This is a genomic window from Aliiglaciecola lipolytica, from assembly GCF_018860635.1.
GTDB lineage: Bacteria > Pseudomonadota > Gammaproteobacteria > Enterobacterales > Alteromonadaceae > Aliiglaciecola > Aliiglaciecola lipolytica_A.
Map to the genome: position 1 here is coordinate 538088 of NZ_JAHKPT010000021.1, position 12938 is coordinate 551025.

Below are 12938 nucleotides of genomic sequence, written 5' to 3' on the forward strand. Positions count from 1 at the left end.
GTAATCTTACTTAGCTAAATGACAGACTCAAGTAAAAATAGGCGCTAAATAGAGAATATGTCTGAACAATTCCCTTGGCAGGGCGAAAACCGCCGAAAAACGCCTCGAAGCCGCGATAAATTTTACCAAATTGTATTGGGATTGAATATTGTTGCTTGGGTGATATTTGTCGCTTCTTTGATAGTTTTCCATTATGCACGGCCAGAATTGATATCTGGCGTGCAAGAATATTGGGGAGTATCTGGTCGACAAGATTGGGCTATGTCTCTTAGTCTTTATCTAATTATGTTACTTTGCCTATGCACATTCATGAGTCTGTTTGTACTTTTCATGCGGCGATATAGAACTCGCCGCCGAAATGACTATTTTGGTATAAACGTAGTTATTTTATTGGCAATCAGCGTAGTGGTATTAGTTTGGATCTTATCTGATCTTTGAAATATCACTAATTGAGTGTCTGTAAACTGATCGCAATAGCGGCGGTCAGTTGAGTGAGTTGTTGCTGATTAATAATAAACGGCGGCATAATGTAAATGAGTTTTCCAAATGGTCGGATCCAAACGCCGTTATCAACAAAAACACGTTGTAACTCAGCAACGTTTACTGCTTTTTTACATTCAACGACACCAATTGCGCCCAATACTCTGACGTCTTCTACAGCAACATGGTCTTTTAAGGGGAACAACTGATGTTGCAGTTGTTTTTCAATTCTTTCGACTTGTGCTTGCCACTTATTCTGTGCCAACAAAGCCAAACTGGCATTAGCTACCGCGCAAGCTAACGGATTACCCATGTACGTAGGGCCGTGCATAAACACGCCCGGTTCAGACGCACAGACCCCTAATGCAACATCTTCTGTGCAAAGCGTTGCTGCAAGTGTCATATAACCACCGGTTAACGCTTTGCCTACGCACATGATATCTGGACTTATACCAGCATGTTCGCACGCAAACAGTTTACCTGTTCTACCAAACCCTGTAGCAATCTCATCACAAATTAACAAAATGTTGTGTTCGTCACATAACTGTCGACAACGATGAAGATATTCTGGGTGGTATATGCGCATACCTCCGGCTCCTTGCACTATTGGTTCGATAATAAGTGCTGCGACTTCGTTTTTGTGGGTAAGAATCAAATCCTCAAGGGGTCCGATATCATCTTCATTCCAAGTTTGATCAAATTGAGTTTGTGGTGCTGGGGCAAATATTTGTGAAGATAACACTTGGTTAAATAAACTGTGCATACCGTTTACCGGGTCACATACCGACATAGCCGCAAAGGTATCACCATGGTAACCATTGCGAGGGGATATAAAACGGTGTTTCTCTGGAGCACCTTGGCACGCCCAATATTGCAATGCCATTTTCATTGCGACTTCTACCGAAACTGAGCCAGAATCAGCTAAAAACACACGCTCCAAGCCTTCAGGTGTAATATCCACTAGTGTTCTGCAAAGATCGATAGCGGGTTTATGAGTGATTCCGCCAAACATCACATGAGACATTTTTTCTAACTGTTTATTGGCCGCTTTATTTAGCTCTGGATGATTGTAGCCATGAATGGTTGCCCACCAAGATGACATGCCATCGACTAAACGTTCGCCATCTTTCAGTTTCAGGAAAACCCCTTCTGCTGATTCAACTTCATAACAAGGAAGAGGGTTAATCGCAGATGTGTATGGATGCCAAATATGTTTTTGGTCAAATTCGATATCAGTTAGGTTAGATTTGTTCAAATAATACTCACTTGTAAATCAAAGTATCTGGTAAGAGTTGACAATGTTTAAGTCGGCCTTAGACTAAGCCAACATAATTCGATAGTAAAGGACCAAATATGGCGTTCCCAGCAGATTTTTCAGGTGCAGCACAGATAAGACACGACTGGACATTAGACGAAGTGAATGCATTATTCGCTATGCCTTTTAATGATTTGCTTTTCCAGGCCCAATGTATTCATCGCCAACATTTTGATCCTAATTATGTGCAGGTCAGCACATTATTGTCGATTAAAACTGGGGCTTGTCCGGAAGACTGCAAATATTGCCCGCAAAGTGCGCGTTACGATACTGGCCTAGAAAAAGAACGCCTTTTGGAAATTGAAAAAGTTATTCAGCGGGCCAAAGAGGCTGTGGCAACAGGGTCAACGCGTTTTTGTATGGGGGCGGCTTGGAGAAATCCAAAAGAGCGTGATATGCCATATGTTTTGGAAATGGTCAAAGAAGTTAAAAAGCTTGGCCTAGAGACTTGTATGACCTTGGGTATGTTAACCCGTGATCAGGCGATAGCACTAAAGCAAGCTGGATTAGATTATTACAATCACAACTTGGATACGTCACCCGAATATTATGGTGATATCATTACAACCCGTACCTATCAAGATCGTTTAGATACACTGCAAAATGTGCGTGATGCCGGTATGCATGTCTGTTCTGGTGGTATCGTCGGCATGGGTGAAGAGGCCGATGACCGCTCTGGTTTGTTGATGCAATTGGCCAATTTAGAACATCACCCAGAAAGTGTGCCGATCAATATGTTGGTGAAAGTAAAAGGTACACCATTGGATGATGTGGAAGATTTAGATTCTTTCGAATTTATTCGTACTATTGCTGTCGCCCGTATTTTAATGCCTAAGTCTTTTGTTCGTTTGTCGGCGGGGCGTGAGGCTATGAATGAACAAATGCAAGCCATGTGTTTTATGGCTGGCGCAAATTCAATTTTTTACGGTTGTAAATTGTTAACCACCTCTAATCCAGAGACCCATGAAGATGTCATGCTATTCAAAAAATTGGGAATCAACTCTAAACAAACCCGTGAGTATTCTGATGAAGCCCATGAAGCCGCTTTAATGGAAGAGATTCAGGCGGGTGAGTCAGAGCAAGCTGGAAATGAATTATTCTACGATGCCAGTAAACCTGTCGTCGCTGTGCCTGAGACGACTAATTAGTCAGTGGCTTTTGCTTATTTACAAGCGGCTCTGAATGCACGTAAACGTGAAGGTTTGTTGCGTCAACGGCGGATAATCGATTCTTCTGCTGGCACAATGATTGAGGTTGATGGGCAGCACTTTTTGAGTTTCTCCGGCAATGACTATCTAGGACAACGTCAAGATATTGCTGTTATGCAGGCTTGGGTGGAAGGCATTTCCAGCTATGGTGTGGGCAGTGGGGCTTCGCCACTTGTTACCGGCCATACTCGTGCGCATCAGCAATTGGAAGAGTTTTTGGCCAGTGGTTTAAAGCGTGAAGCCGCTTTATTATTTAATTCTGGCTTTGCCGCCAACCAAGCTATTTGTCAGGCATTAGCAAACCCGAATTTGTGTATTTTGTCGGATAAGTTAATGCATGCATCATTTGTGGAAGCGGCAAAACATTGTGACGGCACATACAAGCGCTTTCGGCATAATGATATTGATCATCTGACAACGTTATTCGCTTCGAGTAACCGACAAGCACAGCAACAGTCTCAAGCTAACATTCAGGATTACCTTATTGCCACCGAAGGGGTATTTAGTATGGACGGTGATTTGGGACGTTTAGATGAACTGCACAAAGTGGCTCAGCAATATGATGCTTGGTTAATGGTAGATGATGCGCATGGCATGGGAGTATTGGGTAAAACCGGCTTAGGCAGCGCTGAACAATTGAATCTAAGTCAATCTCAGGTGCCGATATTAATGGGGACTTTTGGCAAAGGAATTGGCACCTCTGGTGCTTTTGTCGCAGGCTCGCAAGTGCTTATCGACTACTTGGTTAACTTTGCCAAGCATTATGTATATAGCACCGCAATGCCTCCTGCTATGGCGATGGCAACCTATGCGAGTTTTCAATCGTTAGCGGATGGTGTCAAGCAGCGAACGTTAACCCAACGAATTGCTCAGTTTAGACAGTTATGCTTGCAAACGGGTGTGCCGATAACTGATTCACAAACTGCCATCCAACCTATTGTTATTGGCGACCCAGTTAAGTGTGTGAAAATTAGTGAGGATTTGAAGCAGCTTGGGCTTTGGGTCACAGCCATACGTTATCCCACTGTTCCTAAGGGAACTGACAGGCTACGAATTACCTTATCAGCCAGTCATAAACACACTGACATAGATGCATTTGTTGATGCTTTAGTAATAGTGCTTAAGCGTTATCAGGTATTAACCCATGATTGACACCGTTGTGGATAAAAAGCGCAGAATAGCCTACCAGTTTAGTCAATCAGCATATCGTTATGATGATGTCGCACAAGTGCAATTAGATATTGGTTTTGATGCAATTCAGTTGGTGCAAGCTAATACACTCGGAAAATTGTTGGATATTGGTTGTGGGACCGCTCGTTTAACCCGAATGCTGGTGGACAAATTTCAACATGTCTGCGGCATAGACTTAGCAGCGGGCATGATTGAGCAGGCGAAAAAACTTAATCCAACTGACGACATTAAAGGATTCATTGACTTCCACATAGCAGACGCGGAATCTTTGCCATTTCCAGATAAGTCTTTTGATTCGATTTTTTCTTGTATGGCATTACAGTGGTGTACGCCAATTCAGCAGAGTTTAGCGGAGGCGAATCGGGTCTTAACCGATGATGGCCGCGCCGTCTTAGCGTTGCTGAGCGAAGGTTCGATGTCAGAATTACAGGTAACTTGGGGGGAAATCGATTCAGTCCCTAGAGTCAACCAATTCATTCCCCATCGCGAATTGGTAAAAGCAGCACAACAGTGCGGGTTTAAAGTGCTTGAGCAGCAAAAAACCTATACTACCTGGCACCCTAACGCGATTAGCGTGTTAAATAGTATTCGCCATATTGGCGCAAATGTTGTGCCTCAAACCGGTAACCACTCAAAACTGAGTCGACAGTCTTTAGCTGAATTTGAACGGATTTATAAGCAACGTTTTGCCGTTGAAGACCAGTTACCCTTGTCTTACCAAGTTAGTTTTTTGATTTTGAGCAAAGATATATGATCAACTCTATTTTTATTGCAGGTACTGATACCAATGCAGGAAAAACCGTTATTGGCTCAGCCATTTTGCAGCTTGCGGCAAAAAGAGGGCTTTCCACCATAGGTTTTAAACCGGTTTCTGCCGGCTGTTTTGAAACCGCGGAAGGTCTTAGAAACGATGATGCAGTGGCCCTGCAGCGTGTTAGCACATTGCAATTACCCTATGAAAAAATTAATCCCATCGCGTTTGCTGATCCTGTCGCACCCCATTTAGCCGCTCAGCGCATGGGAGTGACCCTCGATTTACAACAAATAACCTCAGCCTATACAGATTTACTCTCTGCAAATGCTGATTTACTGCTAACCGAAGGAGCGGGTGGGTGGCGTTTGCCATTAGGCGAAGGGGCATTCTTATCAGATTTTGCGATCCAACAAAAAATACCTGTGGTGTTGGTGGTTGGTATGAAGTTGGGCTGTTTGAATCACGCATTACTCACCTATCAAGCTATCTGCGCTGATGGTCTAGAGGTTATCGGTTGGGTAGCTAATCAGATTGATGAGCAGATGTTGTATTTACAGGACAATATTGAGAGCTTAAAGCAATTGATCCCCGCACCTTGTCTCGGTGTTGTGCCTAAGCTAAAAAACACCGAACAAGCTGCAGAGTATTTGTCGATTGATAGGTTATTTCAATAAGTTATTTAGAGCTGTATTAGCAGCTATGGTTTGTTGTTGATTCCCTTTAAAGATAACACCGTCGAGTTCACCAATTAGCGTAAATGTATCGCCCTGGAGCAGCAAACCACTTCCTTCTCTTATCCCAATTACATGGGTGTCTGGGTTCAATACACAAAATTCAGCAATCCGTTGAGCCCTTGTTTCACCATTGTGACCAGGTGGCTGATAATCGCTATAATGGGGATTAATTTGTACCGGAACAAAGGCTAAAGCAGAAAATGATTCAGGCTGAATGATTGGCATGTCGTTCGTGGTTTTAATACTCAAACCACAAATATTTGAACCTGCACTCCAACCGATATAAGGGGTACCAGAATTCACTTTATTTTGGATACTTTTTATTATGTCATTGCTCTGCAATTGATAAAGCAAGTTAAAGGTATTGCCTCCACCGACAATAATTGCTTGGGCGTTATTGATTGCATCGGCTGCATTTGGCAATGTGTGGATACCAGTAATACGTATCTCTGGTAACGCCTGTTGCACTTTTTCAGTGTAGTCATCCCATGACATAGTGACGCCTGCATAGGGGATGAAAATCGCAGTTTTAACCTTATCTAAAAACGGCAATATCATTTTTCTGGGGTTAGCTAGGTATTCTTCATTGCCAACTTTTGAACTGCTCAACATGAGTACACGTTTTTCTGACATTTTTTTCCTTTGAAATGAATTTAACGCTAGACGCGCTTTTTTAGCTAGATAGAATAGACTCTTAAGCATAAGAGAATCAGGAATAGGAAACAACTCGAATGGCTGTAACAATTCGCTCTGTATTGTTTGTATGTTTGGGCAATATTTGTCGTTCTCCTAGCGCAGAAGCAGTATTTAGGAAAAAAGCCCATGAAAAAGGTTTGCTGTTGAAAATAGATTCAGCGGGAACCCAAGGATATCATACTGGCGCGGAACCCGATGAGCGTTCTGTTGCCGTGGGGGAAGCCCGAGGTTATGATTTTTCAGGGATAAATTGTCGCAAAATCACCAAACAAGATTTTAGTGACTTCGATATTCTGATCGCCATGGATGAAATGAATCTTCGTGGTTTGCAAAGTGAATGCCCAGAAGAGTATCAAGATAAAATAAAGTTGTTTATGTCTTTTTCTGGGTTAGAGGAACAGGAAATCCCAGATCCTTATTATGGCGGTAAGAAAGGCTTTGAGTATGTTCTTGATTTAATCGAGGCATCAGCCGATGGTCTTATCGAGCATATATCTGCTCTGATTGTTCTAGATGATTAACAATCGTAAGTACGTTTGAATTTATTCCCATCTCATTGTCTATATTGTCTATGATAATTTAAATCGATGTTATAGTCCATAGTTGAATAGATTAGCGCGTATTGACATTGTACTATAAAGGCGTTTTAGGGTAATTTCCCCGTAATTTTTATTTAGCAGGTATAGCCTGCTTTTTTTGACTGTATTTAAGGAATGCGTGTGAGCCAATGGCAACCGGATAGCTGGAGATCTAAACCTATCCAGCAACAACCTACTTATCAAGATCAAGCTTTATTAAAAGAAGTAGAGAGCAAACTTCATAGTTATCCTCCGCTGGTTTTTGCTGAAGAAACAAGGCAACTATACAAACAACTTGGTGATGTAGCCGAAGGCAAAGGTTTCTTACTACAGGGTGGTGATTGTGCGGAATCTTTCGACGAATTTAATGCGCCTAAAATAAGAGATACCTTTAAAGTTATTCTGCAAATGGCAATTGTTTTAACCTTTGCTGGAAAATGCCCAGTAACAAAAGTTGCGAGAATGGCAGGGCAGTATGCAAAGCCACGCTCCTCTGATTTAGAAACGATTAATGGTGTTTCTTTACCGAGTTATCGTGGTGATATCATCAATAGCTTTGAATTTACTGAGCAGTCTAGAATGCCTGATCCTAATCGGATGTTAGAGGCATACCATAGAGGCGCTTCAACCTTAAACTTATTGCGCGCATTTGCCCAAGGTGGTTTAGCGGATTTGCATCAGGTGAATCGTTGGAATATGACCTTTCTTGAGAACAATCCGTTACGTGATCGTTATCAAGACGTCACCAACCGCTTGCAAGATGCATTGGAATTTATGGATGTGATTGGTATTAATCATGTGAATAACGCAACTTTGCATGAAACTAATTTATTTACTTCCCATGAAGCCTTGCTACTAAATTACGAACAAGCGTTAACCCGCATTGATACATTGACAGGTAAACCTTACAACTGCTCTGCACACATGGTGTGGATTGGTGAGCGTACCCGTCAATTGGATCACGCCCATATTGAGTTCTTCCGCGGCATACATAATCCTATTGGGGTTAAAATTGGTCCAACAATTCAAGAAGACGAATTGATGAGATTAATCGACACCTTGAACCCAGATAATAGCGCTGGTCGTTTGACGTTCATTACGCGCATGGGGGCAGATAAGCTTGAGCAAAATTTGCCAAAATTACTGCGCCGAGTAAAAGCGGAAGGACGAAAAGTCGTGTGGAGTTCAGATCCAATGCATGGCAATACCAAAAAAGCATCTAGTGGTTATAAAACTAGAAACTTTGATGACATCTTAAGCGAAATTCAGCAGTTCTTTGCTGCTCATCGTGCTGAAGGTACACATCCAGGTGGTATTCATTTAGAAATGACTGGCCAGCATGTGACGGAATGTACTGGTGGCGCGTATCAAATCAGTGATGACGATCTTGCCCAGGCTTATAAAACCCAATGTGATCCGCGTTTGAATGCTGACCAAGTGTTAGAAATGGCATTTTTAGTAGCAGACCATTTGAAAAGTGGTAAATAGTTTATATCTAGTGCTCTTTATACGTTAATTCTTTAAGCCAGTTGCTGACCCAACTGGCTTTTTTGGTTTTTACAAAAAAATAATGAAGAGAGACGATAAAATGAGCAAATTAATAGATCTCAGTCATACCGTCGAAGATGGATTGGTCACGTACAAGGGGTTACCTGCCCTATAATTTGTGACTATCTGAGCCGAGAAGCATCTACGTCATACTATGAAGAGGGCACCATATTTCAAATAGGTAAAATTGATATGTGTTCAAATACCGGAACCTATCTTGATTCTCCATTTCTTCGTTATGTGGAAGGCGCTGACCTTTTTGGTACGTGCGTTTGCCCAGTTACAGGAATAATGATAAAACTATCAAGGTGTTAAAATTTAAAAATATTAGCTTGTGTACGTATTTAGATAATCATGGAAAGAAAATAATATGAATAAAACGTTGAAATGGATGGGTCGTGCGCTAACAGCATTGTTGATTTTTTCCGCCTTAGGGTGGTGGTGGGTTGGTCCTAAATGGCGTTCGCTTATTTTAGATCCACCTGAAGCTCTTGATGTTCTTTTTTGGAGTCAAAGTCAGCGTGATGCTGCTTTCCAAGTTATGGATCAGTTTTCTCTTCTCGTTAAGTCTCGCGAAATGCTGCCAAGTAGCAAAGTAAAAGAGTTGCCTATCGGCGAGGAATTGATACTAAATGAAGATATCGATGGTTTTTTTGAGGAGCAGCGTTTAGCTGGTGGTTTAATACTGCATAAAGGCAAAATCAGGTTTGAAAAATATAGTCTCGGACATTCAGCTGACTCCAGGTGGACTAGCTTTTCAATGGCTAAATCATTCACTTCAAGTCTTGTTGGTATTGCCTTAAAAGAAGGCCACATAAGCAGTCTTAACGACAATGTTTCTGAATATGTTACCGGCTTAAAAGACTCTGTTTACGATAATGTAACCATTGAACAATTACTTACCATGACCTCTGGTGTTGCATGGAATGAAGATTACACTGATCCAAATTCAGATGTAGCCATGTTCAACAATCATAAAGCAGAAGATGGCTTGCCCACGATAGTGAGTTACATGCGTGGTTTATCTAGAGCCTACCCACCGGGTGAAAAATGGCAATACTCTACAGGGGAAACCAACCTAATTGGTATTTTAGTTGAACGAGCAACTGGGCGTAATATTAGCGAATATTTGACTGAAAAAATTTGGCAGCCCTTTGGGATGGCACAAAAAGCGACTTGGATTTTGGGTTCTGATGGTAACGAAATATCAGGATGTTGTATTCAAGCTAGCTTACGTGATTTTGCCCGCTATGGTTTGTTTATGTTGGAAAATGGGCAAATAGAAGGGGAGTCGGTTTTTCCTGATGATTGGGTAGCAAAAGCGACAATTAAACAAGTTGACTATGGATTTCCCGACAGAGGCTATGGGTATCAATGGTGGACATTCAATGACGGAAGTTATACTGCTCGAGGTATATTTGGGCAAACTATATTTATTGATCCAAATAGAAATCTTGTGATTGCCTTCAATGGTAATTGGCCAACAGCTAGCGATGCCGATTTGAATCGGAAACGCTTTGAATTTATAGATCGGATTAAGGTTGCAATTGATTTGCAGGCAAACGAATAATAAGTCAGATAATTTGATTAGCTTCGTTTACCAATGATTCGCATTGTAACTATTAAACATGCAGCACCGCCGAGCAAACCAAGCCACCATGGGAAGCCAAAGCCAGCAGGTAAGGTGCCTAACATTACTGCGACAAACCCGACAAGCAGTGCATAAGGCATTTGGGTGCGAACGTGTTGAATATGATCGCATTTTGATGCCATAGAAGATAAGACCGTGGTATCTGAAATCGGCGAGCAATGATCGCCCCAGACTGAACCAGCTAAAACTGCTGATATTGACGAATAAAATATGTGCATATTAGCAGCAGCTGGAATATCTATGTCTTGATTAATTATTTTCCAACTTAAAGGTATAACTAATGGCACTAGGATTGCCATGGTTCCCCATGATGATCCTGTACCTAATGCTATGATTGCTGACAATACAAACACAATTGCCGGAAAGACTGGCGCGTAAACTGAATCACCTAGTTGAGTGATTATATATTGCGCTGTGTTCATCTCTTGAGTTAACTGCGCCAATGACCAACTTAAAACGAGAATAATAACAGCACTGGTAATTGAGCTGACTCCTTCACCCCAGGTTTCTATGGCGTGATTAAGGGACATCAGTTTACGACTAACTGACATGACTATGGCAACAATCGAGCCCACAAAACCAGCGATTAAAAGTGATTTAAACGGATCAGCAGAACTTATTATCGAAAATAGCGTGTTACCGTCGCCAGTAATATATAGCCCGGTTAGCATACTGGAAACTAAAACGAATATAGGAATAGTTGCGTTATAGGCAGAAGAGATTTTAATGCTATTTTGCGGGCTATCAATTTTATTTTCTTCATTTAGTGTCTTCAACGCACTTTTTTCTGCTTCTAACATAGGACCAAAATCTCTGCCTGTTGAAGCGACAATAAAAACAAAAAAAAGTGCTAAAATTGGGTAAAAACTGTATGCAATCGAATGGATAAACAGCATAAATGGACTTTCTAATTCAGTGATAGATTTTGTTGCAGTTTCTATGAGTCCAACTTGAAATCCTACCCATAACGAAATAACGGCAATTGAAGTAATTGGCGCGGCAGTTGAATCTACGATATAAGCCAATTTCTCTCGCGATACCCTTAATCTATCCATTAATGGTCGCATCGTATTACCGGTTAATAGCGTGTTGGAGTAATCGTCAAAAAATATCAAAATGCCTATAAACGCAGCACTTAATTGTGCTTTTTTGCGCGTATTGGCCCTTTTTGAAATTATATTCACTAATCCCAGCATTCCGCCATTGCGATAAATAACGGCCATCAAGCCACCAATAAACACAGATAAAAGGATCAACATAATGTGTTCACTATCAACTAATACTGATACTGCATACTTGGCGGGAACGTCAAATAAACTGGTAATTACTGCATTGATATCTGCGCCATTAATTACCCAAGCCCCAAACCATATACCCATAATCATCGAGACGATAACCTGACGAAAAATAAATGAAAACAAAATAGCAAGTACAGGAGGTATTACTGCGATGAAACTAGGATGTTGCGCATCAAATGGAGGAGCATACAGTACAGATCCAACAGAAAGAATGATTACACTAATGGCAATAAACAGGTTATTGAGCTTCAAAGTCCAGATCCTTCTGATCAATTTCAATTTTGCCAAATACTGATACTAAAATAATGACACGATACAGTTTTTTCGCACTTCTGAGTTACTTATTGACCTATGGAATATAAACCAGAATGATTGTGTACAAATATTAGTCTATAGCTTGTATTTATTCAATGATAGAGTGGCGGAATTGTTATAGTTTTTTGCATACAGGTTTAGTCCGAACCTAGAGTTTGATGGATACATTGTTTCGAGGGAGTGCAAGAAACGCTTACACAAAAGTGTAAGCGTGTTTTTTAGCATTCGGATAATTTAGGGGCTTTACGATAATTTCGGGTAGTGTGTTGCTTACGCTTTCTTCTTATCCATTTTTACCACTTCTGCTTTTTCTTGCTCTAAAATTGAATCTGCATCAGTACCTTTAAATAACTTCGCTATCACGTCTTTGTTTTTAGACAGCATGATGGTGAGTTCTTCAGATACATCATTAGGTAATTTAATACCTTTAGCCTGAATGTAGGTACTTAGGTTATCCGCTACATCAAGCATTTTGTCATATTGGTCAGCGGCTTTTTTGTCTGAAGTCACAAGTTTCTCTTCTCCATTTCGCTCAACAACATATTTCACAATAATCGCCATAATATATCCTCAAATTTCAGTAGGTTTTGTGCCGTCGAAATTAAATATAACAAACTACTGTATGTTTGGACAGTATTAATTGTGATTGATATTTATTTATTTGAGTAACGGAGAATTAGCCTCAATTGAATGATACACATCGACACAATCACTCAATGTTTTGGCGGTTAATTTAGGCACGCTATAAACCTGTGTAGAAACGCCAAACTTAGTTTTAATGTAGCCCATCAGTACCGCGAAATCGCCATCCCCACTGAGTAAAATAACTTCGTCTAAATGCGCTGACTGGTCGATCATATCAACGGTAATACCGACGTCCCAATCACCTTTGGCGGTACCATCACTGCGTTGAATAAAGGGTTTTAGTTTAACCTCAAAACCAATATGCCGAAGGGCATCTTGGAATTTAATTTGTTGGTCATCTTGGCGGGCTATCGCATAAGCGTTGGCTACAACTATATTGCCGTGTTCTGAAAGTTGTTGCCAAAGCTGGCGATAATTAAACTGTTTTTGATAAGCCTGTCGGCAGGTGTAGTAAACATTTTGCACATCAACAAAAACGCCGATGTTTTTAGCTTTATTTTGCATACTGATACCGCCCACAGGTTA

At 41.0% G+C, this 12938-nt stretch carries 13 protein-coding genes; 8 read left to right on the forward strand and 5 right to left on the reverse strand.

Annotated elements, in window-relative coordinates:
- Positions 1–57 precede the first annotated feature (57 nt).
- The gene (locus KO530_RS10820; protein ID WP_216048417.1) at positions 58–438 is read left to right on the forward strand and encodes a hypothetical protein; all 381 of its coding nucleotides are present in this window, start codon (positions 58–60) and stop codon (positions 436–438) included.
- A gap of 7 nt (positions 439–445) precedes the next feature.
- Here the strand turns inward: KO530_RS10820 and bioA are convergent, their stop codons facing one another.
- Positions 446–1735, reverse strand: a complete 1290-nt coding sequence (gene bioA / locus KO530_RS10825; RefSeq protein ID WP_216048418.1) for an adenosylmethionine--8-amino-7-oxononanoate transaminase — start codon at positions 1733–1735, stop codon at positions 446–448.
- 98 nt (positions 1736–1833) lie between these two features.
- On the opposite strand from bioA, the gene bioB reads away from it, so the two are divergent.
- The 4 genes from bioB to bioD are packed head-to-tail and all read left to right on the forward strand — an operon-like array spanning position 1834 to position 5622.
- Positions 1834–2943, forward strand: coding sequence for a biotin synthase BioB (gene bioB / locus KO530_RS10830; protein WP_216048419.1), 1110 nt, complete (start codon positions 1834–1836; stop codon positions 2941–2943).
- Positions 2944–2946: 3 nt separating this feature from the next.
- Complete coding sequence (locus KO530_RS10835; RefSeq protein WP_216048420.1) at positions 2947–4155, forward strand: aminotransferase class I/II-fold pyridoxal phosphate-dependent enzyme; 1209 nt, start codon at positions 2947–2949, stop codon at positions 4153–4155.
- Entirely contained in the window at positions 4148–4948 is an 801-nt protein-coding gene (locus KO530_RS10840) for a methyltransferase domain-containing protein (protein ID WP_216048421.1), read from the forward strand. The genes KO530_RS10835 and KO530_RS10840 overlap by 8 nt, the downstream gene beginning before the upstream one ends.
- Positions 4945–5622 (forward strand): dethiobiotin synthase, encoded by a 678-nt coding sequence (gene bioD / locus KO530_RS10845; RefSeq protein ID WP_216048422.1) that lies wholly within the window; start codon positions 4945–4947, stop codon positions 5620–5622. The genes KO530_RS10840 and bioD overlap by 4 nt, the downstream gene beginning before the upstream one ends.
- On the opposite strand, the gene pepE is transcribed toward bioD, so the two are convergent.
- On the reverse strand, positions 5611–6315 hold the full coding sequence (gene pepE / locus KO530_RS10850) for a dipeptidase PepE (protein ID WP_216048423.1): 705 nt from the start codon (positions 6313–6315) through the stop codon (positions 5611–5613). The genes bioD and pepE overlap by 12 nt on opposite strands.
- Positions 6316–6413: 98 nt before the next feature.
- Here pepE and KO530_RS10855 point away from each other — a divergent pair, with 98 nt between their 5' ends.
- The 3 genes from KO530_RS10855 (at position 6414) to KO530_RS10865 (ending at position 10074) form a co-directional block, all read left to right on the forward strand.
- Positions 6414–6899: a low molecular weight protein-tyrosine-phosphatase gene (locus KO530_RS10855; RefSeq protein ID WP_216048424.1), complete on the forward strand. Its 486-nt coding sequence runs from the start codon at positions 6414–6416 to the stop codon at positions 6897–6899.
- Positions 6900–7097: 198 nt separating this feature from the next.
- Positions 7098–8444, forward strand: a complete 1347-nt coding sequence (locus KO530_RS10860; RefSeq protein ID WP_216048425.1) for a class II 3-deoxy-7-phosphoheptulonate synthase — start codon at positions 7098–7100, stop codon at positions 8442–8444.
- A gap of 430 nt (positions 8445–8874) precedes the next feature.
- On the forward strand, positions 8875–10074 hold the full coding sequence (locus KO530_RS10865; RefSeq protein ID WP_216048426.1) for a serine hydrolase domain-containing protein: 1200 nt from the start codon (positions 8875–8877) through the stop codon (positions 10072–10074).
- A gap of 17 nt (positions 10075–10091) precedes the next feature.
- On the opposite strand, the gene KO530_RS10870 is transcribed toward KO530_RS10865, so the two are convergent.
- From KO530_RS10870 to KO530_RS10880, 3 genes are all read right to left on the reverse strand, one after another.
- Complete coding sequence (locus KO530_RS10870; protein ID WP_216048427.1) at positions 10092–11705, reverse strand: Na+/H+ antiporter NhaC family protein; 1614 nt, start codon at positions 11703–11705, stop codon at positions 10092–10094.
- Positions 11706–12038: 333 nt separating this feature from the next.
- Positions 12039–12329, reverse strand: a complete 291-nt coding sequence (locus KO530_RS10875; protein ID WP_216048428.1) for a YebG family protein — start codon at positions 12327–12329, stop codon at positions 12039–12041.
- A 96-nt stretch (positions 12330–12425) separates the two neighbouring features.
- Complete coding sequence (locus KO530_RS10880) at positions 12426–12917, reverse strand: LabA-like NYN domain-containing protein (protein WP_216048429.1); 492 nt, start codon at positions 12915–12917, stop codon at positions 12426–12428.
- Positions 12918–12938 lie beyond the last annotated feature (21 nt).